The organism is Pseudomonas sp. 1L-E-NC-VB-C3, from assembly GCF_057291535.1.
On record NZ_JBXAWD010000007.1, the window covers coordinates 233,595 to 253,333 of the forward strand.

General features: G+C 58.8%; 19 protein-coding genes. 12 read left to right on the top strand and 7 right to left on the bottom strand.

The features are described 5' to 3' along the window. The first annotated feature begins 175 nt into the window (after positions 1-175). The 3 genes from sucC (at position 176) to brnQ (ending at position 4,022) form a co-directional block, all read left to right on the top strand. Entirely contained in the window at positions 176-1,342 is a 1,167-nt protein-coding gene (gene sucC / locus AC0Z5Z_RS13925; RefSeq protein WP_016773679.1) for an ADP-forming succinate--CoA ligase subunit beta, read from the top strand. Further along, a complete protein-coding gene (sucD, locus tag AC0Z5Z_RS13930; RefSeq protein ID WP_016773680.1) occupies positions 1,342-2,226 on the top strand; it encodes a succinate--CoA ligase subunit alpha in 885 nt (294 codons plus the stop codon). Before sucC ends, sucD begins: the two co-directional genes overlap by 1 nt. Positions 2,227-2,708: 482 nt before the next feature. Further along, a complete protein-coding gene (gene brnQ, locus AC0Z5Z_RS13935) occupies positions 2,709-4,022 on the top strand; it encodes a branched-chain amino acid transport system II carrier protein (protein WP_016773681.1) in 1,314 nt (437 codons plus the stop codon). 95 nt (positions 4,023-4,117) lie between these two features. Here brnQ and AC0Z5Z_RS13940 read toward each other — a convergent pair whose 3' ends face one another. Next, on the bottom strand, positions 4,118-5,347 hold the full coding sequence (locus AC0Z5Z_RS13940) for an NHL repeat-containing protein (protein WP_236169133.1): 1,230 nt from the start codon (positions 5,345-5,347) through the stop codon (positions 4,118-4,120). A gap of 232 nt (positions 5,348-5,579) precedes the next feature. Here AC0Z5Z_RS13940 and AC0Z5Z_RS13945 point away from each other — a divergent pair, with 232 nt between their 5' ends. Both AC0Z5Z_RS13945 and AC0Z5Z_RS13950 read left to right on the top strand, forming a co-directional pair. Beyond that, positions 5,580-6,317 carry a DUF599 domain-containing protein gene (locus AC0Z5Z_RS13945; protein WP_016773682.1) on the top strand — a complete coding sequence of 246 codons (738 nt, stop codon included), beginning with the start codon at positions 5,580-5,582 and terminating at the stop codon, positions 6,315-6,317. After that, positions 6,317-6,718 carry an MAPEG family protein gene (locus AC0Z5Z_RS13950; RefSeq protein ID WP_056783897.1) on the top strand — a complete coding sequence of 134 codons (402 nt, stop codon included), beginning with the start codon at positions 6,317-6,319 and terminating at the stop codon, positions 6,716-6,718. The genes AC0Z5Z_RS13945 and AC0Z5Z_RS13950 overlap by 1 nt, the downstream gene beginning before the upstream one ends. A 62-nt stretch (positions 6,719-6,780) precedes the next feature. Here the strand turns inward: AC0Z5Z_RS13950 and AC0Z5Z_RS13955 are convergent, their stop codons facing one another. Continuing rightward, positions 6,781-7,017 carry a hypothetical protein gene (locus tag AC0Z5Z_RS13955; RefSeq protein ID WP_007959016.1) on the bottom strand — a complete coding sequence of 79 codons (237 nt, stop codon included), beginning with the start codon at positions 7,015-7,017 and terminating at the stop codon, positions 6,781-6,783. Between the two features lie 158 nt (positions 7,018-7,175). On the opposite strand from AC0Z5Z_RS13955, the gene AC0Z5Z_RS13960 reads away from it, so the two are divergent. The 4 genes from AC0Z5Z_RS13960 (at position 7,176) to AC0Z5Z_RS13975 (ending at position 10,886) form a co-directional block, all read left to right on the top strand. Beyond that, entirely contained in the window at positions 7,176-7,652 is a 477-nt protein-coding gene (locus AC0Z5Z_RS13960; RefSeq protein WP_024012154.1) for a PaaI family thioesterase, read from the top strand. After that, positions 7,649-8,101, top strand: a complete 453-nt coding sequence (locus tag AC0Z5Z_RS13965; RefSeq protein ID WP_236169132.1) for a PaaI family thioesterase — start codon at positions 7,649-7,651, stop codon at positions 8,099-8,101. The genes AC0Z5Z_RS13960 and AC0Z5Z_RS13965 overlap by 4 nt, the downstream gene beginning before the upstream one ends. A gap of 82 nt (positions 8,102-8,183) precedes the next feature. Then, on the top strand, positions 8,184-10,088 hold the full coding sequence (gene htpG, locus AC0Z5Z_RS13970; protein ID WP_056786759.1) for a molecular chaperone HtpG: 1,905 nt from the start codon (positions 8,184-8,186) through the stop codon (positions 10,086-10,088). Between the two features lie 69 nt (positions 10,089-10,157). After that, complete coding sequence (locus AC0Z5Z_RS13975) at positions 10,158-10,886, top strand: dienelactone hydrolase family protein (RefSeq protein ID WP_056783904.1); 729 nt, start codon at positions 10,158-10,160, stop codon at positions 10,884-10,886. A gap of 457 nt (positions 10,887-11,343) precedes the next feature. Here the strand turns inward: AC0Z5Z_RS13975 and AC0Z5Z_RS13980 are convergent, their stop codons facing one another. Together AC0Z5Z_RS13980 and AC0Z5Z_RS13985 are read right to left on the bottom strand one after the other, a co-directional pair. After that, positions 11,344-12,210 carry a pirin family protein gene (locus tag AC0Z5Z_RS13980; RefSeq protein ID WP_476249000.1) on the bottom strand — a complete coding sequence of 289 codons (867 nt, stop codon included), beginning with the start codon at positions 12,208-12,210 and terminating at the stop codon, positions 11,344-11,346. 61 nt (positions 12,211-12,271) lie between these two features. Next, positions 12,272-12,688: an OsmC family protein gene (locus tag AC0Z5Z_RS13985; RefSeq protein WP_095180751.1), complete on the bottom strand. Its 417-nt coding sequence runs from the start codon at positions 12,686-12,688 to the stop codon at positions 12,272-12,274. A 129-nt stretch (positions 12,689-12,817) separates the two neighbouring features. On the opposite strand from AC0Z5Z_RS13985, the gene AC0Z5Z_RS13990 reads away from it, so the two are divergent. Then, entirely contained in the window at positions 12,818-13,864 is a 1,047-nt protein-coding gene (locus AC0Z5Z_RS13990; RefSeq protein ID WP_460093960.1) for an amidohydrolase family protein, read from the top strand. Between the two features lie 138 nt (positions 13,865-14,002). Next, positions 14,003-15,628, top strand: a complete 1,626-nt coding sequence (locus AC0Z5Z_RS13995; protein ID WP_024012161.1) for a methyl-accepting chemotaxis protein — start codon at positions 14,003-14,005, stop codon at positions 15,626-15,628. A 240-nt stretch (positions 15,629-15,868) separates the two neighbouring features. Here the strand turns inward: AC0Z5Z_RS13995 and AC0Z5Z_RS14000 are convergent, their stop codons facing one another. The 3 genes from AC0Z5Z_RS14000 to purM are packed head-to-tail and all read right to left on the bottom strand — an operon-like array spanning position 15,869 to position 18,299. Next, positions 15,869-16,582, bottom strand: a complete 714-nt coding sequence (locus AC0Z5Z_RS14000) for a DUF3108 domain-containing protein (protein WP_056783915.1) — start codon at positions 16,580-16,582, stop codon at positions 15,869-15,871. An 8-nt stretch (positions 16,583-16,590) separates the two neighbouring features. Beyond that, entirely contained in the window at positions 16,591-17,241 is a 651-nt protein-coding gene (gene purN / locus AC0Z5Z_RS14005; RefSeq protein ID WP_310215080.1) for a phosphoribosylglycinamide formyltransferase, read from the bottom strand. Next, positions 17,241-18,299, bottom strand: coding sequence for a phosphoribosylformylglycinamidine cyclo-ligase (gene purM, locus AC0Z5Z_RS14010; RefSeq protein WP_016773695.1), 1,059 nt, complete (start codon positions 18,297-18,299; stop codon positions 17,241-17,243). The genes purN and purM overlap by 1 nt, the downstream gene beginning before the upstream one ends. Before the next feature lie 373 nt (positions 18,300-18,672). On the opposite strand from purM, the gene AC0Z5Z_RS14015 reads away from it, so the two are divergent. Continuing rightward, a complete protein-coding gene (locus AC0Z5Z_RS14015; protein ID WP_485611221.1) occupies positions 18,673-19,731 on the top strand; it encodes a DUF2066 domain-containing protein in 1,059 nt (352 codons plus the stop codon). Positions 19,732-19,739: the final 8 nt, after the last annotated feature.

The following is a 19,739-nucleotide window of genomic DNA, read 5'->3' on the forward strand; positions in this document are numbered from 1 at the left end:
TAAGAAACCACGGCGGCAACGGCCCGTCGTGAGCCTTGCGAGCAAGACTCACCGCGGAATGTCCGCCGGACGCAGTCTTGCGTAGCCCAGCTACGCAAGCAGCAGTCACAGGTGGCGCGGCACTCAAACGAGCGCAGCGCCGAATGCGCAGTACCTAACGAAGACGGTAAAAAGCATGAATCTTCACGAGTATCAGGGTAAGCAGCTGTTCGCTGAATACGGCCTGCCAGTTTCCACTGGTTACGCAGTAGACACCCCGGAAGCAGCAGCAGAAGCTTGCGACAAAATCGGCGGCAACGAGTGGGTCGTCAAAGCCCAGGTTCACGCCGGTGGTCGCGGTAAAGCGGGCGGCGTAAAGCTGGTTCGCAGCAAAGAAGACGCCAAAGCCTTCGCACAGCAGTGGCTGGGCAAGCGTCTGGTGACTTACCAGACTGACGCCAATGGCCAGCCAGTCACCAAGATCCTGGTTGAATCGTGCACTGATATCGCTAAAGAGCTGTACCTGGGCGCTGTCGTTGACCGTTCGAGCCGTCGCATCGTGTTCATGGCTTCCACCGAAGGTGGCGTGGACATCGAGAAAATCGCTCACGACACTCCAGAAAAAATTCTCAAGGCCACTATCGATCCACTGGTTGGCGCTCAGCCATCCCAGGGTCGCGAGCTGGCATTCCAGCTGGGTCTGGAAGGCAAGCAGGTCACTCAGTTCGCCAAGATCTTCGTAGGTCTGGCCAAGCTGTTCAAAGACCACGACCTGGCTCTGCTGGAAGTAAACCCGCTGGTGATCAAGGCTGACGGCGATCTGCACTGCCTCGACGCGAAGATCAACATCGACGCCAACGCCATGTACCGTCAGCCTAAGCTGAAGGCTTTCCACGATCCGTCGCAGGACGATCCGCGCGAAGCGCACGCTGCCAAGTTCGAACTGAACTACGTAGCGCTGGAAGGCAACATCGGCTGCATGGTCAACGGTGCCGGTCTGGCCATGGGCACCATGGACATCGTCAACCTGCATGGCGGCAAGCCGGCCAACTTCCTCGACGTAGGTGGTGGCGCTACCAAGGAACGCGTTACTGAAGCGTTCAAGATCATCCTGTCCGACCAGAACGTCGCGGCAGTACTGGTCAACATCTTCGGCGGCATCGTTCGTTGCGACATGATTGCCGAAGGCATCATCGGCGCCGTGAAAGAAGTCGGCGTGAAAATCCCGGTTGTTGTTCGCCTTGAAGGCAACAACGCTGAGCTGGGCGCTAAAGTACTGGCAGAAAGCGGTTTGAACATCATCGCTGCTACCAGCCTGACCGACGCTGCTCAACAAGTTGTCAAAGCTGCGGAGGGCAAATAATGAGCGTCCTGATCAATAAAGACACCAAAGTTATCTGCCAGGGTATTACCGGTTCGCAAGGTAGTTTCCACACCCAGCAAGCCATCGAATACGGCACCAAGATGGTTGGTGGCGTAACTCCGGGCAAGGGCGGCACCGAGCACCTGGGTCTGCCAGTGTTCAACACCGTAAAAGACGCAGTAGCTGCCACTGGCGCTACCGCCAGCGTGATCTACGTTCCGGCTCCGTTCTGCAAGGACTCGATCCTGGAAGCGGCATTCGGCGGCATCAAGCTGATCGTCTGCATCACCGAAGGCATTCCTACCCTGGACATGCTGGACGCCAAAGTTAAGTGCGACGAGCTGGGCGTAGTCCTGATCGGCCCTAACTGCCCAGGCGTGATCACCCCAGGCGAATGCAAGATCGGCATCATGCCAGGTCACATTCACTTGCCAGGCAAGGTCGGTATCGTTTCCCGTTCCGGCACCCTGACCTACGAAGCTGTGAAGCAGACCACTGACGCCGGTTTCGGTCAGTCGACTTGCGTCGGCATCGGTGGTGACCCGATCCCGGGCTCGAACTTCATCGACATCCTGAAGCTGTTCCAGGAAGACCCGAAGACCGAGGCGATCGTGATGATCGGCGAGATCGGCGGTTCGGCTGAAGAAGAAGCGGCTGCCTACATCAAGGCTAACGTGACCAAGCCGGTTGTTTCCTACATCGCTGGTGTGACTGCTCCTCCGGGCAAGCGCATGGGCCATGCTGGCGCAATCATCTCTGGCGGCAAAGGCACTGCAGACGAGAAATTCGCTGCGCTGCAAGACGCAGGCGTTAAAACCGTGCGTTCGCTGGCAGACATCGGCAAGGCCCTGGCCGAGCTGACTGGCTGGGAAGTGAAGAAGTAAGCTTCGGCTGACTTTTTAGCTCCAGCAACAAAGGCCACCTTCGGGTGGCCTTTGTCGTTCCTGGCGTATGAGAATTTTGAGAGCTGTAGTGGCGAGGGGATTTATCCCCGCTGGGCTGCGAAGCGGCCCCCATGCTAGCGACCATGATCAGTCAGGCAGTTCCAGCTCGGATTCTTTGGGACTGCTGCGCAGTCCAACGGGGATAAATCCCCTCGCCACAGGTTCGTTGTGATGAATACAGGTTCTCTGTATGAAAAATAGATATGTAAACGCGACACTGAAACGTCGCGTATCGGATAGTTCGCCCTCTAACAGTGCGTTTGTCAGCCAAATTCGTTAGGCTGGCCGCCATTTTTGCGTCCGCCGCCCACAAGGCAGCTATGCGCTTTAAGGGTCAGTCCCATACGGATCGACAGCATTTCCCTAATCCAACAGGGCAATCCCCCTCTAAATTCCGATTTCAGTAGTGTGGTATTACCTTAATGAAAGTTTTGAAAGGTCAGGACATCCTGGCACTTGGTTTTATGACGTTTGCCCTGTTTGTCGGGGCCGGTAACATCATTTTCCCGCCGATCGTCGGCTTGCAGGCCGGGCCTCACGTCTGGATGGCCGCACTGGGCTTCCTGATTACCGCCGTTGGTTTGCCGGTGGTCACCGTGGTGGCGTTGGCCAAGGTCGGCGGTGCGATGGATGCGTTGAGCAGCCCTATCGGCAAGATCGCTGGCGGTATCCTCGCGGCGGCATGCTACCTGGCCGTGGGTCCGCTGTTCGCCACCCCGCGTACCGCGACCGTATCCTTCGAGGTAGGTCTGGCGCCGTTGACCGGCGAAAGCCCGCTGGCGCTGTTCCTCTACAGCTCGGTGTACTTCCTGCTGGTGTTCTTCATTTCGCTCTACCCTGGGCGGTTGCTGGATACCGTTGGCCGCTTCCTCGCACCGCTGAAAATCATTGCGCTGGCAGTACTGGGCATCGCCGCGTTCGCCTTGCCGGCGGGTGACATCGGTCACGGCACACCGGAATACGTCGCCGCGCCATTTTCGCAAGGGTTCATCAATGGTTATCTGACCATGGATACCCTTGGGGCACTGGTGTTCGGCATCGTTATCGTCAACGCGATCCGCTCCCGTGGCGTCGAGTCGCCGGCGCTGATCACCCGTTATGCGATCATCGCCGGGCTGATTGCCGGCGTGGGGCTGGCACTGGTCTACGTCAGCCTGTTCCGTCTCGGTTCCGGCAGCCATGAAGTCGCGGTCGGCGCCACCAACGGCGCGGCGGTGTTGCATGCCTACGTGCAACACACCTTCGGTTCGCTGGGTAGTGGTTTCCTTGCGGTGCTGATCTCGCTGGCGTGTCTGGTCACGGCGGTCGGCCTGACCTGTGCCTGCGCTGAATACTTCAGCCGTGTGCTGCCGTTGTCCTACAAGACTCTGGTAATTATCCTCGCAGCGTTTTCCCTGCTGGTCTCCAACCTCGGTCTGACCAAGCTCATTGCTTTCTCGATTCCGGTACTCACCGCGATCTACCCGCCGTGCATCGTTCTGGTCGCACTGAGCTTCTGCAAGGATTTCTGGCATGAGCACGGGCGCATTCTTGGCCCGGTGATGCTGGTTTCCTTCGTTTTCGGCACCATCGACGCCCTGAAAGGCGCTGGTCTGGCCGACTGGATGCCAACTCAGCTGACCCATCTGCCGCTGAGCGAGCAAGGGCTGGCATGGCTGGTGCCATGCGTGATGACCCTGGTGGTCGCCGTGGTCTGTGATCGCCTGCTGGGCAAGCGCAGCGAAGTCACTGCCTGACGTGATGTGACCCGCCACAAGCGGGTCAGGCACGGTTAAACAGAAATGCCCCGTATCAATCGATACGGGGCATTTTTTATCAGAGCTGATAATCCTCAACCCAGATAACGTACGACCAGAGCTCCCACATTGACGTTGTCGCTGTCACGGCTCAGGAGTATTCGCTTGTCGGGCTGCACTGCCACCGAGATCCATTGCATACCGGGCCCCATAGAGTGAGTAACGTATCCCTTGCCGTCCCCAAAGGTTGTGTCCAGTTCACCCGTTGCCAGATAGCGGCAGGCAAGCATTTGCTCCCTGGTTATTTGCCCTGTACTCCCCACCACAACCAAACCATCTTCAGGTTCCCCACTTAGATCGAACAAAGTGCAACCGTCGGTTAATCCAAGATCAGTGACAACAGGCTTACCCTGATTGAATGCGAGATTTGGTCTACCGTTCGGGTTGTACGCGGCCATCATTGCTTTGCGTCCTTTCCCCCAAACGTCGTTGGGGGATGTGTCGACCTGGCCAGCAACAAAGAAGCTGCCGTCAGCACGTAACATCAGGCTTCGTACGCTGACCGGGTAATCCGATGGAATGTAGACGGTCCCGGTGCCATCATCGCCGAAGTCTTTATGGGGCGTTCCATCGACGTTCAGGCGCACAATCTTCCCTTCTCCAGCCCTCGAACCTGCAACTGTGATTACTCCATCCTCTGCTACTGAAATCGAAGCAATGCCCATTGCAAGATCCAGCCAGCCTTTGTTGTTGAAAGCGGTATCGAAATCTCCATTCTGATCAAGTCTGAACAGTCGGTCGCTTTGACCGACGAGTATTTTTTCATCAGCAGTCAGTACTAACCTGGTTCTGGATTGCGACGTGATGGAAGCTTCCGGTTTTGGCAATTGCGATTCGGACTGTGGCAGGAAAGGGACGTAAACCGTCCCATCGGGACCGAAATCGCGATCTCTTTCACCATCAGCGAAGAATCTGGCAAGCGCAAATCGAGTTCCTTGGTCCTCATCATATTGATACCCAAAAAGCAGCGCCTTGCCGTCTTTATAAAGACAGGCGCCAGTTCCGCTGGCTTGTCCCGAACCTGTAAACGTACCTACGATCAAACCGTTTTCGTTGAAGCCAGTATCGTTAGTACCGTCCGCGAGTAATTGCGCCAAATGAAAACTGACTTTGCCCTCTACAACAGTTTGTCCCACGAGAAGGATCTTTCCATCCGGGCGCAAGCCTGCGATTTTCAAAGCCTGGCTTCCCGTAGCAAATGACTCGGCGTACCCCCGGTTGCCAAACGTTGTGTCAATGGGCAGCGCAGCGTTCAAAGGTCTCATGCTCAAATCCTTGTCTGATAGGGGAGCGGTCAGTGTTCCCGTTTGAGAAAACGACCTTATGCCTCGCCATACCCTCGGCGCTACTGTCAGAGTTGACAGGTATAAGCCTCTGAAAACTGATAGCTGCGGTCTATTTTGAATAAATTTGACTCTTCAATGAGCGTGTCTTTTTACGAGCCAACACGTCGAAACGAAGGGTTCCCTCCATCATTCCTCTTGCTCAGGACAACGAATGTCGTTCATCCAAGCCAATCTGATCCACTTGCTCGCCGCCGTCTGGTTTGTCGTCTGCTGGGGCGGTTACACCCGTTATGCCACCTGGAAGGCCCGTGATACGGCGTGTCTGGCCAGCGTGTTGCACCTGTACCGCGAAGACTGGATGCGCCGCATGCTGCTGCGTGACAACCGCATCGCCGATGCCAGCGTGATCGGCAATCTGGAACGCAACGCGTCGTTCTTCGCCTCCAGCACGCTGATCATCCTCGCCGGTATCCTCACCGTGCTCGGTGCGTCCGACCGAGCCGTATCGTTGTTGGCGGATATTCCGATGGTGCAGCAGGCGTCGCAGGGCATGTCGGAGATCAAGTTGCTGTGTCTGGCACTGGTGTTCGTCTATGCGTTCTTTACTTTCAGTTGGTGCATGCGCCAATACAACTTCGCGGCGATTCTGGTCGGGTCGGCGCCGATGATCGGTGAGCGCCAAGTGACCGAGCAGGAACGCAAGGCCTTCGCTTCGCGGGCGGCGCGGGTGATTTCGATGGCGGCCAACCAGTTCAACTTCGGCCTGCGTTCTTATTACTTCGGCATGAGCATGCTGGCGTGGTTCGTCAGCCCGTGGCTGTTCATGATCATGAGCGCGGGAGTCGTGGTGGTTTTGTATCGCCGCGAGTTTCATTCCGACGTTCTCGATGTCATGGTCTATACCCCTACAGAGGCGCCCGTCCCTGAGGCGAACAAAGAGGCTGTTTGATGAGTATTCCGTTCTGGTGTGTGTTTATCAGTGCTTTATTGATCTATGTGGCGCGTATGCCGGTGGCCAAGGCCATGAAAGAGCAGGGCGGGTATGACAATCACTTGCCGCGGCAGCAGCAGGCGCAGTTGACTGGCTTCGGTGCGAGGGCGCTGGCGGCCCATCAGAACAGCATCGAAGCCTTCATCCTCTTCGCCGTCGGCGTGCTGATGGCGCATACCACGCAAACCGCGGGTTGGCTGATCGATGCGCTGGCGATCATCTTCGTGATCTCGCGGATTTTCTATCTGTGGTTCTATCTGGCCGATCTGGCGAAGTTGCGCAGCCTGATGTGGCTAGTTGGCTTCATCTGTTCGCTGTTGCTGATGATTAGTCCGACTTTTAGAACCGTGTTGCTCTAACCGGTAAATCGCAGGCAAAAGAAAACCCGCACTTGGCGGGTTTTCCTTTCACACCACAAAGCTTATTGCTTTTTGGCGGCTTCTTCTTGAGCAGCGGCGTTCGATTCAGCCTGAGCTTTGGCAGCTTCGGCGTTTTCTTTTGCTGCGTCGTTCACTTTATCCTGAGCTTTGTTCATGTCTTGCTGAGCTTGCTCAGCATGTTGGTTTGCATCTTGAGCTTTGTCCTCGGATTTTTTATCGCAGGCAGCGAGACCGAGGGAAGCGGTCAACATCAAGGCAATAGCTAAAGTCTTACGCATGGGGTGTATCTCCTTATGGAAAATAACTACTGGCCTTAAGAACTCGGCGCTACGGGTTAAGTTCCTCAATTGTTTCAGATATATAAGTTTGTTTTATCACGGAACTTTTGCCGCTTTTCTCAATACTGGCACAAGGCCCAAACGCGAGTAATTATCACATGGCCGAAAACCCCGTTTTTGAGCGCGCGACGCGCTTTTTATCGGCATTGCGGCACTGTCAGGTCCTCGGTCTGCAGGTGCACAGTGCCTCCAGCGAAGGGCTGACGGTGATCCTGCCGTACAGCGAAAAAATCGTCGGCAATCCCGAAACCGGAGTCATCCACGGCGGTGCCATCACTTCACTGATGGACACTGCATGCGGCATGTCGACCCTGTGCGTGCTGCCGGAGTTCGAAGTCTGTCCGACCCTCGATCTGCGCATCGACTACATGCACGCCGCTGAACCGAACAAAGCGGTGTACGGCTTTGCCCAGTGCTACCGCGTCACCACCGACGTGATCTTTGCCCGTGGTTTTGCCTACCAGGACGATCCCGAGCAACCGATTGCCCACGTCGTCGGCACATTCATGCGCATGGGCATTGGTCTGAAGGGCAGCAAAGGCTTCGCGGGCGCGATCAAGGGAGCGAGCCAATGAGCAACGATCTCAGGGAGCAGCTGCAGCAGGCCCACGCGCACGGCGATTACACGCCGCTGCTGGCACTGATTCCTTATGCCGGGCTGATCGGTATCGAGTGCTCGCGAGTCGGCGATGAGTTGCTGTTCAAGCTGCCGGCGAACAAGGACAACATTGGTAACCCTTTATTGCCGGCGATCCATGGCGGGGTGATTGCCGGCTTCATGGAGCTGGCCGCGGCCCTGCATCTGCTGATTTTTACCGGCACGCCGGGCGTGCCGAAGATCATCGATTTTTCCCTCGATTACCTGCGCGCCGGGCAGTTTCGCGACACGTGGGCCAGGTGTCAGGTCTGCCGTCAGGGGCGTCGCGTGGCCAACGTTGCGGTCACGGCGTGGCAGAGTACCGAGGGCGAACCGATCGCCACCGCCCGCGCGCACTTCAAAATTGATGAGCCCTTGAAATCCTGAACAGCGCCCCCAACTCAGATGACAACCCGCCGCAGACCATTTCGGGTCGCGGCCACTGCCATCTGATTGGAGTTTGATGACCATGAGTGTGGAAACTCAAAAGGAAACCCTGGGCTTCCAGACCGAGGTAAAGCAGCTGCTGCACCTCATGATCCATTCGCTGTATTCGAATAAGGAAATTTTCCTTCGCGAATTGATCTCGAACGCCTCTGACGCTGTCGACAAGCTGCGCTTCGAAGCCCTGGCCAAGCCGGAGTTGCTCGAAGGTGGCGCTGACCTGAAAATCCGTGTGAGCTTCGACAAGGACGCCAAGACCGTCACCCTCGAAGACAACGGTATCGGCATGAACCGTGACGATGTGATCACCCACCTGGGTACCATCGCCAAATCCGGCACCGCCGATTTCATGAAAAACCTGTCCGGCGATCAGAAGAAAGATTCGCACCTGATCGGCCAGTTCGGTGTCGGCTTCTACTCGGCCTTCATCGTTGCCGACAAGGTTGATGTTTACAGCCGTCGCGCCGGCACCGATGCCAGCGAAGGCGTGCACTGGTCGTCGAAAGGCGAGGGCGAGTTCGAAGTCGCCACCATCGACAAGCCAGAGCGCGGCACCCGCATCGTCCTGCACCTGAAATCCGGCGAAGACGAATTCGCGGATGGCTGGCGTCTGCGCAACATCATCAAGAAGTACTCCGACCACATCGCTTTGCCGATCGAACTGCCGAAGGAAGTCACTCCGGCCGAAGGCGAAGAGGCTCCGGCCGTTGAATGGGAAACCGTCAACCGCGCCAGCGCCCTGTGGACCCGTCCGCGCACTGAAGTCAAAGACGAGGAATACCAGGAGTTCTACAAACACATCGCTCACGACTTCGAGAATCCGCTGTCGTGGAGCCACAACAAGGTTGAAGGCAAGCTCGAGTACAGCTCGCTGCTGTACGTGCCGGCCCGCGCGCCGTTCGACCTGTACCAGCGTGAAGCGCCGAAGGGCCTGAAGCTGTACGTGCAGCGTGTGTTTGTAATGGATCAGGCCGAGTCGTTCCTGCCGCTGTACCTGCGCTTCATCAAAGGCGTGGTCGATTCCAACGACCTGTCGCTGAACGTGTCGCGTGAAATCCTGCAGAAAGACCCGATCATCGATTCGATGAAAACCGCGCTGACCAAGCGTGTGCTCGACATGCTGGAAAAACTGGCGAAGAACGAGCCTGAGCAATACAAGGGCTTCTGGAAAAACTTCGGTCAGGTCATGAAAGAAGGCCCGGCAGAAGATTTCGCCAACAAAGAGAAAATTGCCGGTCTGCTGCGTTTTGCATCGACCCAGGGCGACGACGGCGAGCAGATTGTCGGTCTGGCTGACTACCTGGCCCGCGCCAAGGAAGGTCAGGACAAGATCTACTACCTCACCGGCGAAACCTACGCGCAGGTCAAGAACAGCCCGCACCTGGAAGTCTTCCGCAAGAAAGGCATCGAAGTGCTGCTGCTCACCGATCGCATCGACGAGTGGCTGATGAGCTACCTCAGCGAATTCGACGGCAAGACTTTTGTCGACGTGGCGCGCGGTGACCTCGATCTGGGCAACCTGGACTCGGAAGAGGACAAGAAAGCCGCTGAAGAAGTCGCCAAGTCCAAAGAGGGTCTGGTCGAGCGCCTGAAAACTGCGCTGGGTGATTCCGTGGCTGAAGTTCGCGTGTCCCATCGTCTGACCGACTCGCCGGCCATTCTGGCCATCGGCGAACAGGATCTGGGTCTGCAAATGCGCCAGATTCTCGAAGCCAGCGGGCAGAAAGTCCCGGATTCGAAGCCGATCTTCGAGTTCAACCCGAGCCACCCGCTGATCGAGAAACTCGATGGCGAGCAGAGCGAAGAGCGTTTTGGCGATCTGTCGCACATCCTCTTCGATCAGGCCGCCCTGGCGGCGGGTGACAGCTTGAAGGATCCGGCCGCTTATGTGCGCCGGCTGAACAAGCTGCTGGTTGAACTGTCGGTTTGATCACGTTGTAGGAAAAACCCGCTTCGGCGGGTTTTTTCGTTCTGGTGTTTACTCAATCAGGAGTCAGAAATGAGCCAAGTCACTGTACGTTCCGTGGTCTATCAGATTGACGGCCAGGCCTATGAAGGTCGCCTGGCGTTCGACGCCGAGCACAAGGGCGCGCGCCCGGGTTTGCTGATGGCGCCGAACTGGATGGGCGTCAGCGCCGGTGCTGAAGACATTGCCAAAGCCGTGGCGGCCAAGGGTTACGTGGTGTTGATTGCGGATGTCTATGGCCAGAGCGTACGTCCGCAGAACGCTGATGAGGCGCTGGCAGCAATGATGCCGCTCAAGGACGACCGCGCGCTGTTGCGCAAACGTCTGCAAGTGGCATTTGAGCAATTGCAGAGCCAGGGCGAAGCGGCAGTGGATACCTCGAAACTGGCGGTGTTCGGTTTCTGCTTCGGTGGTTGCTGTGCGCTGGATCTGGCCCGCACCGGCGCGCCGGTAAAAGCGGCGGTGTCGTTCCACGGCACGCTGGATTCGCCGAACCCGGCGGATGCGCAGAACATCAAGGGCTCGGTGCTGGTGCTGCATGGCGCGTCCGATCCATTGGTGCCGAAAGAGCAACTGCCAGCGTTCGAAGATGAAATGAACGCGGCGAAAGTCGACTGGCAACTGCTCAGCTACGGCGGCGCGGTGCACTCGTTTACCGATCCGCACGCCAATGTGCCGGGCAAGATGATGTACGACGAAAAGACCGCCAAGCGCGCGTTCAAGTCGATGCATGATTTGCTGGATGAAGTGTTCAACGGTTAAAAGCGAAAAGCCCCTCACCCTAGCCCTCTCCCGGAGGGAGAGGGGACTGATTGGGGGTTGCTCGGGAGTGGCGTCGACCTGAACGTGAATAGGCGAATCCATAATCGCCGAGACTTTTCAGGTCGATGTATAACGCAAGACGCCTCGGTCGGCTCCCTCTCCCTCTGGGATAGGCGACTGATTGAGGGTTGCTCGGGAGTGACGTCGACCTGAACTTGAATAGGCGAATCCATAATCGCCGGGATTTTTCAGGTCGATGTATAACGCAAGACGCCTCGGTCGGCTCCCTATCCCTCTGGGATAGGGGACTGATTGGGGGTTGCTCGGGAGTGGCGTCGACCTGAACGTGAATAGGCGAATCCATAATCGCCGAGACTTTTCAGGTCGATGTATAACGCAAGACGCCTCGGTCGGCTCCCTCTCCCTCTGGGAGAGGGCTGGGGTGAGGGTAAGCGGCCTAGCGCGGTAGTTCGATCCGCTCGACTTCCCCCGGCACCGTCGGCCAATCCCCGGCCGCCCACTTGCGCCGTGCCTCATCAATCGCCGCCGGATCGCTTGCAACAAAATTCCAGTTGATCCGTCTCGGCCCGTCCAGTGCCGCGCCGCCGAACACCACCGCGTGCACATCGCTTTCGGCAAACAGGCTCATCTCTTCGCCGGCTGGCAACACCACCAGCGCATGCGGCTCGATCGCCTCGCCATTCAACTGCGCATCCCCGCTCAACACATACACCGCGCGTTCTTCATGCTCGGCCGGAATCAGCAATGTGGTCGCGGTCTGCATCTTCACTTCCGCATACAACGTAGGAGAAAGCACCGGCACCGGCGATACCAGGCAAAAGCCTGACCCGGCAATCATGCGAATCTGCACGCCGAGGTTATCGCTGACCGGCAACGTCGCTGCCGGATGATGACTGTAATGCCCCGGGCCTTCTTCGTGTGCCTTGGGCGAGGCCAGCCAGACTTGCAGGCCGTGCAGAGTGAAGGTCTCGGCGAGCAGTGGCGCAGGCGTGCGCTCGACGTGGGCGATGGCGCTGCCAGCGGTCATCCAGCTGACATCGCCGGCACCGACCACTTGATCGGAGCCCAGACTGTCCTTGTGCTGCAATTGCCCTTCGAACAGATAGGTAAGTGTCGACAGGCCAATGTGCGGATGCTGTCGGATATCCATGCCTTTGCCTGTCGGATAAATCGTTTCGAGCATGTGGTCGAAAAACACGAAAGGCCCGACGTTGCGGCATTTGGCTGACGGCAGCGGGCGCAGAATCGGCTGGCCTTCGACGTCTTCGGCGCGCGGGCGGATGATCAGGAGTGGCGTGTCCATGGTGCATTCCAGGCTGAGCGGGTGATGCCAGAAGCATAACCCGCCGCTGGCATTGGGAGGATTATTGGCTGTCAAAGCCTTGTGGTGCGTGGGTTTCGATACTGACTTCGCTGGTGGTCATCAGCTTGTGGATCGGGCAGCGATCGGCCACACGCAGCAGTTCCTCGCGCTGGGCGTCAGTCAGCACGCCTTTGAGCGTCAGGGTGACATGCAGGGCGTATTTGCCTTTCTGTTCCTGGCTGTTGTCGCGCTTCACTTCGACTCCCACGCCGGTCAGCGGGATGTCTTTTTTCTTCGCGTACATCTTCAGGGTCAGCGCTTTACAGGCGCCAAGGGCGGCGTCGAAATAGTCGTGTGGCTCTGGCGCGGTGCCTTCACCCCCGGCGGCTTTCGGTACATCGGCAAACAATTCGTGGTCGTCGATCTGGACGGTGTGACGAAAACCTTCGGCAGAGACGGTATTGACGGTAACAGTCATGGAAACCTCACAGGCGGCAGGAAAAATAGTTCGATCAAAACAGACCTTGCAGTTATAGAGCATTCGCGGCAGTGGGCGTTCCGCTTTTCGGCAGGGATGAACCCTTGTCGTTCGGGCGCGGTCTAGGCTATGCCCATCTGCCGGAGATTACTTGTGTCCTTGTCTCGTCTGAGTCTTGCCTGTCTGCTGCTGTTCGCTGGCAGCGCCAGTGCCCGCGAATACACCTACAGCGATGCGCACCTGCATTACGTGGATTTTTTCCAGGAAAGCGCCGGCATGCAGAAATTGCTCACGGCCATGAAGGACAATTCCATCGAGCACGTCATGATTTCCGGCATTCCCGTGGCGAAGAAATGGCACGAAGACGAACCCAAGCGTCCGCGCTACTACGCCGGCGATGACGCCGATGCCTATTGGTACAGCGCCACTGACGTGATCGTTGCCGACGCGGTGGAAAAACTTGCGCCGGAGCAGCGCCAGTACTTTCATCCGTTCCTGTCCGGCTTCAATCCCAATGACAAGAATTCCGCCGCGCACATCCAGCGCATGCTCGACCTGTATCCGGGGTTGTGGCAGGGCATCGGCGAGGTGTTCACCCGACACGATGACCTGACCGCGCTGACCTCCGGCGACACGCCTCGAGCGAACAACGAGGCAATGACCAAGATCTATCACCTCGCTGCGGAAAACGATCTGCCGGTGATGCTGCACTCCAACATCACTTCCAAGCGTGAGAAAAATCCGCTGTACCTGAAGGAAGTTGAAGAGCCGCTGCGCAATCATCCGCACACGCGATTCATCTGGGCGCATGCCGGCACCAGCGCCGAGATCCATCGGCATCAGACCCAGTTGCCGTTTCTCCTGCCAACCCTGACGCGCATGCTTGAGGCCTATCCGAATCTGTTTATCGACCTGTCGTGGAGCATGCTCACGCCTTACTTGCTGGACGAGCAGGGTAAGCCCCGCGCCGAATGGCTGGCGCTGGTGGAAAAGTACCCCGAGCGCTTCATGCTCGGCTCTGACGTGGTAGGACGGTTCAACAAGCTCGGTCAGGAAATGCACAGCTACAAGCCGTTTCTCGATGCTTTGCCGGAAGCGGTGGCGCGCAAAGTCGCGCGGGATAACTTCCTGGCGATATTGCCGCGCAACACAGAAAAACCCGCTGCTCCGCGCTGAAACGTCACAGCCAAGGGTTCGGACTAGCCGCTCGTCCGCCTATCGCCTTTTCGTCTTACGCAATTTCAGGGCAATGCCGATACCTTCTAAAGCAACCCGCTGCAGGCTGATGCAGCGCTTTTGGAAGGAGCCAGAGTGATGAATATCCGTAGTCTCAATATTGCCCCGCGCGCCGGTCTCGGTTTCGGCCTGCTGGCCTTGATGGTGTTTGCCCTCGGGGCGTTCGCTTTGCTGCAAATGTCGAACATGCGTGCGCAGTCCGATGAAGTCGACAACAACTGGCTGCCAAGCGTGATGGCGGTCGGTGAAATGAGTCAGGACATGCTGCGCCTGCGTGCGCTGACCATGCGCCTGTTGCTCAACCGTGACCCCAAGGCACTGGAGCAGAATGTCGCCAAGCTCGACGAACTGCGCAGTGGCTTGAGCGAAGCGCAGCAGCGTTATGACGGTCTGATCGTGCTGCCTGAAGAGCGCGTATTGTTTGAGCGCTTCAAGGGCACCGAGCACAAATACCTTGAGCTTCAGGCACAAGTCCTACAGCTGTCGGCGCAGAATCGGGTCGCTGAGGCTGCGACGATTCTCAATGATCAGATGAGCCCGCTGGCCGATGAGATCGCCGCCACTTTGCGTGAGCTGGTCGAGTTGAATAAACAGAATGCCGGTCTGGCCACTGAGGCCGCGCGGCTGGTGTTCAAGCAATCGCGGCTATGGGTCGCAGTAATGATCGCCATGGCTGCGCTGATTACCGTCGGCCTGGCGTTGCTGCTGACGCGCAGCATTGTCGTGCCATTGTCGCAATCGCTCAGCGTGGCCGAAGTCGTGGCCGGTGGGGATTTGACCGGTGACATTCACATCACTGGCAAAGACGAGCCGGCGCGCCTGCTGCAAGCGCTGAAAAGCATGCAGCACAATCTGCGCGACACGATCCGGCGCATTTCCGAGTCGTCGACCCAGTTGGCCTCGGCCGCCGAAGAACTCAGCAGCGTCACCGAAGATGCCACTCGCGGCTTGCATCAGCAAAGTCAGGAAATCGAACAGGCCGCCACTGCGGTCAACCAGATGACAGCAGCGGTGGAAGAGGTGGCGAACAACGCCGTGGCCACGTCCGAAGCCTCCCGCGAGTCCGACCGTATCGCCCGGCAAGGGCGCGAGCAAGTGCAGCAGACGGTGACGTCGATCGAGTTTCTCGCCGGCGATGTCACGAATAATGCCGCGCAGGTCGAGGCGCTGGCGCAAAAGGTTCATGGCATCAGCAAAGTGCTGGACGTGATTCGCTCGATTGCCGAACAGACCAATCTGCTCGCCCTCAACGCCGCGATCGAAGCGGCGCGCGCCGGTGATGCCGGGCGTGGCTTTGCAGTAGTGGCAGATGAAGTGCGGGCGCTGGCTCATCGCACCCAGCAGTCGACCCAGGAAATCGAGCAGATGATCGGCGGGATTCAGCAGGGCACCGATTCGGCGGTCAGTTCGATGCAGCAAAGCAACTCAAGGGCGCGCTCGACCCTCGAGCTGGCGAAGAGCGCAGGCTCGGCCCTGGAGGAAATCGCCTCGGCGTTTACCTTGATCAACGAGCGCAATCTGGTCATCGCCAGCGCCTCGGAAGAGCAGGCAGCGGTGGCGCGGGAGGTGGATCGCAACCTGATGAATATTCGTGATCTGGCGATGCAGACATCGGCGGGGGCCAATCAGACCAGTGCGGCGAGTCAGGAGTTGTCGAAGTTGGCGGTGGATCTGAACGGGATGGTGGCGCGGTTTTCGGTGTGAGTTTGACCTTCAAAAGCCCCTCACCCTAACCCTCTCCCGGAGGGAGAGGGGACTAATCGTGCGATGCTTTGGAATCCATATTCGACTCGGTTTCTCAGGTCGATGGTTAGCGGCAGACACCTCGGTCGGCTCCCTCTCCCTCGGGAGAGGGCTGGGGTGAGGGGTAGGGCCGCCGCGCAGTATCATCGAACAGATAAACAAAAGCCCCGCATTCGCGGGGCTCTCTGTTCTTGCGACGGATCAGCTGCCTTTGACAGTCTTACCGTTGACCGTACCGTCCTGGAGCATGATGTTGTACTCCTTGCCGTCAGTCTCGACCTGTTGCAGGCGCACCAGCAGGTAATCCCAGTCCTTGGCGAACCACAGCACGGTGATGCGTTTGCTTTGTGTCGGATCGCGCACGCGCTCGACCTTGATCGCATCGATCTGGCCGGCCTTGGTGTCGACCTTTTCCGAACCCAGCACGCGGAAGTCGTAGGTATCGACTTCGCCATCATCAACCACCTGATAGCTCATGCTTTTCTTGCCGGCGGCAACGTCGTGCTGCAGCGCCAGTTGATAGGTCGACTTGTCGACCATGCCACGGTTCAGCGGGATCTTCACCGCGTCGCCACGGTCGGTGCCGGTCACCAGTTTATTGGCCCAGTCGAAGTCCAGATCAGCTTTTTTCGCTTTGCCCAGACCACCGCGTTCAAAGTGGTAGGACTGCGGCAGCAGGGTGTCCTTGTCCAGCTTCAGGGTGCTTTCTTCAGTCAGGCTGGCGATCATCATCGAGGCCTTGAAGCTGAGCTTCCAGACGCCGTCGGCTTCCTTGGTCAGGCTGCGTTCGGCGGTGCCGCTCATGGGCAGCTGCTTCCAGTCGGCGGTGTAGCTGGCGGAGAACGGTTGAAGGTCCGCTGCCTGCGCGAAGGGCAGGGCGAGCAGAGCGCAAGCGAAGAGCAGGGCGCGACGCATAATATCTCCTAGTGTCGAATCAAGTGGCCGCTGGCGGCGAGTGGCTGACCGTCGAGTAAAGCACCCTGGTCACCGAGTGTCAGCCTGCCTTCGGCAAACCAGCGTACTGCCATCGGATAGATCAGGTGTTCCTGGGCGTGGACTCGTTGCGCCAGACTTTGCGGCGTGTCGTGCAACTCTACCGGTAATACTGCTTGTACGACCAGTGGTCCGCCATCGAGTTCCTCGGTGACGAAGTGCACGGAGCAGCCATGTTCCGTATCGCCGGCCTCCAGCGCGCGCTGATGAGTGTGTAACCCTTTGTATTTGGGCAGCAGCGACGGGTGGATGTTGAGCAGGCGACCCTGGTAGTGACGCACGAAATCAGCGCTGAGAATGCGCATGAAGCCGGCCAGTACCACGAGTTCGGGGTTGAATTGGTCGATCAGTTCGATCAGCGCGGCATCGAAGGCCTCGCGGCCCTCGAATGCCTTGTGATTCAGCGAGCGGGTGGCGATACCCGCGTCGCGGGCGCGTTGCAGGCCGTAGGCGTCGGCGCGGTTGGAAATCACCGCAGCGATGCGGACCGGGCTGTCGCCGGTCCGCGTGCTGTCGATCAGAGCCTGCAAGTTACTGCCGGTGCCGGACAACAGCACCACGACATCACAGGACTTTGGCATCAGTGAGCCTTGAGGTTCTTCAGCTCGACCTGCGCAGCGCCTTCGGCGGCCACGGCGATCTGACCGATGACCCAAGGCTGCTCGCCGGCGTCACGCAGGGTGTTCAGGGCCACTTCGACGTGCTCCTGAGCCACGCAGATGACCATGCCGACGCCGCAGTTGAGCACGCGGTGCATTTCGGTTTCATCAACGTTGCCTTTCTCTTGCAGCCAGTCGAATACGGCCGGGCGAGTCCAGCTTGCCACGTCAACCACAGCTTGCGCGCCTTTTGGCAACACGCGCGGGATGTTGTCGAGCAGGCCGCCACCGGTGATGTGGGCCATGGCCTTCACAGCGCCAGTGTCCTTGATCAGCTTGAGCAGTGGCTTGACGTAGATGCGGGTCGGGGCCATCAGCAGGTCGGTCAGCGGTTTGCCGTCGAGCTGGGTGTTTTCGATGTCGGCGCCGGAGACTTCGATGATCTTGCGGATCAGCGAGTAGCCGTTGGAGTGCGGGCCGGACGATGGCAGGGCGATCAGGGCGTCACCGGTGGCGACTTTCGAGCCGTCGATGATTTCCGCTTTTTCCACGACGCCGACGCAGAAGCCGGCCAGGTCGTAGTCCTCGCCTTCGTACATGCCTGGCATTTCAGCGGTTTCGCCGCCGACCAGCGAGCAACCCGACAGTTCGCAGCCAGCGCCGATGCCGGTGACAACCTGGGCAGCGGTGTCGACATTCAGTTTGCCGGTGGCGTAGTAGTCGAGGAAGAACAGCGGCTCGGCGCCGCACACCACCAGATCGTTGACGCACATGGCGACCAGGTCGATGCCGATGCTGTCGTGCTTGTTCAGGTTCAGCGCCAGACGCAGCTTGGTGCCGACGCCGTCGGTGCCGGAGACCAGCACTGGCTGCTTGTAGCCGGCCGGGATTTCGCAGAGGGCGCCGAAACCGCCCAGGCCGCCCATGACTTCCGGGCGCGCAGTGCGCTTGGCGACGCTCTTGATGCGTTCGACCAATGCTTCACCGGCGTCGATGTCTACACCGGCGTCCTTGTAGCTCAGGGAGGGTTGCTTGCTCATGATCCAGGCCTTTAGGGGAGGGGATTCAGGGGGTAACGACCGAGTTCAGCGGGAACATCGAACTCGATGGGCGATCGCCTCACGCGAGTTTCGAGGGGCCCGGCTGTTGCCGGTCTGCGAAGGCGCGCGATTTTATCAGGCTTGAGGGGCAGCGGCCATCCTCGCACCGACGGGCAGGGCCATATCGGCGGAAATTTTTTGCAATCGCAGGGTATGACTGCCTGTATAAGGTGTGGCGATTAACCGTCTATCGTTAGGACTGTGCAAAAACTTACCGCCACCGTGTGAATGTTTTGCAAGAGGTGGGGGTCACAGCCTTGCTCAACCGGTTCACGCGGCGTGTTCCAGCCGCTCCTGTCGACGGGAATTTTCCATGCGTTTTTGTAAATTGTTATTTGTAGGCTGCCTGACGCTGGTCAGCCTGGCGAGCCATGCCGAAAACCTCAAAGGTCTGTATCAGGTGCGTCAGCCGGTCAACGGCCAGGCGCCGGAAGAGCGCGATCGCGCCACGCAGGCGGCGCTCGATACCCTGGTGCTGCGCCTGACCGGCGACCCGAAAGCCGCGCAGAACCCGGGGCTGGCGCCGATCCGCAAGGACCCGCAGCAGATCATCAGCCAGTTCGGTTTCGATGCCGGGCCACCGGAAGTGCTGAAAGTCGATTTCGATCCGGCAACCACCGAGCAGGCCTTGCGTCGGGCCGGGTTGCCGGTGTGGGGCGCCAGTCGACCGTCGATCCTCGGCTGGTGGCTGAACGATTCAACTGAAGGTGCGAGCCTGGTCGGTGACGGTCAAACCGCAGCCTCAGCATTGCGCACGGCCGCACAACATCGCGGTTTGCCACTGCGCTTGCCGCTGGCTGATCTCAGCGAGCAATTGGTTGCCACCGCACCCGCGCTGGAAAGCGCTGACCCCGCGCCCTTGCGCAGTGCTTCGGAGCGCTACAACGCCGACGCCTTGCTGGCGGTGCATGCGCGCGAAGAGCGCGGACAGTGGCAGGCAAAATGGCGCTTGTGGCTCGGTGATCAGAAAGAGGCCGGCAGCGTGCAGGGCGCCGATCAGGCTGCGGTTGCCGATGCGGTGATGCTGGCGGTGGCCGAGCGTCTGGCGCCGCGATTTGTCGCCAAGCCCGGCGCGTCGGGTCAGCAGACCCTGGAAGTGCAGGGCATGAATCTGGAACATTACGCGGCGCTGCTGCGGTTACTCGAACCGTTCGGCGTGCGTCTGCAAAGCGTGCAGGGCGATCGGATCGTCTATCGGGTCAATGGCAGCGCCGATCAGTTGCGCGCGCAATTGTCGCTGGCGAAGTTGCAGGAGCTGCCGGCCGAAGCGCCGGCCCCGGTGGCGCCTGCCCAGCCAGCGGCGGATGGTACGCCTGCGGTTGCAGCGCCACCCCCGGTAGCGGCGGCGCCGTCGTTGCGGTTTCGCTGGTAAGTCTTTCC

What these genes read in the sequence shown, in the direction of transcription:
- AC0Z5Z_RS13945 (WP_016773682.1), top strand. Translation starts at nt 5,580, where the DNA reads ATGTCGTTCATCCAAGCCAATCTGATCCACTTGCTCGCCGCCGTCTGG.
- AC0Z5Z_RS14000 (WP_056783915.1), bottom strand. Translation starts at nt 16,582, where the DNA reads ATGCGTCGCGCCCTGCTCTTCGCTTGCGCTCTGCTCGCCCTGCCCTTC.
- AC0Z5Z_RS14015 (WP_485611221.1), top strand. Translation starts at nt 18,673, where the DNA reads ATGCGTTTTTGTAAATTGTTATTTGTAGGCTGCCTGACGCTGGTCAGC.
- purN (WP_310215080.1), bottom strand. Translation starts at nt 17,241, where the DNA reads ATGCCAAAGTCCTGTGATGTCGTGGTGCTGTTGTCCGGCACCGGCAGT.
- AC0Z5Z_RS13955 (WP_007959016.1), bottom strand. Translation starts at nt 7,017, where the DNA reads ATGCGTAAGACTTTAGCTATTGCCTTGATGTTGACCGCTTCCCTCGGT.
- AC0Z5Z_RS13980 (WP_476249000.1), bottom strand. Translation starts at nt 12,210, where the DNA reads ATGGACACGCCACTCCTGATCATCCGCCCGCGCGCCGAAGACGTCGAA.
- AC0Z5Z_RS13975 (WP_056783904.1), top strand. Translation starts at nt 10,158, where the DNA reads ATGAGCCAAGTCACTGTACGTTCCGTGGTCTATCAGATTGACGGCCAG.
- brnQ (WP_016773681.1), top strand. Translation starts at nt 2,709, where the DNA reads ATGAAAGTTTTGAAAGGTCAGGACATCCTGGCACTTGGTTTTATGACG.
- sucC (WP_016773679.1), top strand. Translation starts at nt 176, where the DNA reads ATGAATCTTCACGAGTATCAGGGTAAGCAGCTGTTCGCTGAATACGGC.
- AC0Z5Z_RS13950 (WP_056783897.1), top strand. Translation starts at nt 6,317, where the DNA reads ATGAGTATTCCGTTCTGGTGTGTGTTTATCAGTGCTTTATTGATCTAT.
- AC0Z5Z_RS13965 (WP_236169132.1), top strand. Translation starts at nt 7,649, where the DNA reads ATGAGCAACGATCTCAGGGAGCAGCTGCAGCAGGCCCACGCGCACGGC.
- purM (WP_016773695.1), bottom strand. Translation starts at nt 18,299, where the DNA reads ATGAGCAAGCAACCCTCCCTGAGCTACAAGGACGCCGGTGTAGACATC.
- AC0Z5Z_RS13990 (WP_460093960.1), top strand. Translation starts at nt 12,818, where the DNA reads ATGCCCATCTGCCGGAGATTACTTGTGTCCTTGTCTCGTCTGAGTCTT.
- AC0Z5Z_RS13985 (WP_095180751.1), bottom strand. Translation starts at nt 12,688, where the DNA reads ATGACTGTTACCGTCAATACCGTCTCTGCCGAAGGTTTTCGTCACACC.
- AC0Z5Z_RS13995 (WP_024012161.1), top strand. Translation starts at nt 14,003, where the DNA reads ATGAATATCCGTAGTCTCAATATTGCCCCGCGCGCCGGTCTCGGTTTC.
- sucD (WP_016773680.1), top strand. Translation starts at nt 1,342, where the DNA reads ATGAGCGTCCTGATCAATAAAGACACCAAAGTTATCTGCCAGGGTATT.
- AC0Z5Z_RS13960 (WP_024012154.1), top strand. Translation starts at nt 7,176, where the DNA reads ATGGCCGAAAACCCCGTTTTTGAGCGCGCGACGCGCTTTTTATCGGCA.
- htpG (WP_056786759.1), top strand. Translation starts at nt 8,184, where the DNA reads ATGAGTGTGGAAACTCAAAAGGAAACCCTGGGCTTCCAGACCGAGGTA.
- AC0Z5Z_RS13940 (WP_236169133.1), bottom strand. Translation starts at nt 5,347, where the DNA reads ATGAGACCTTTGAACGCTGCGCTGCCCATTGACACAACGTTTGGCAAC.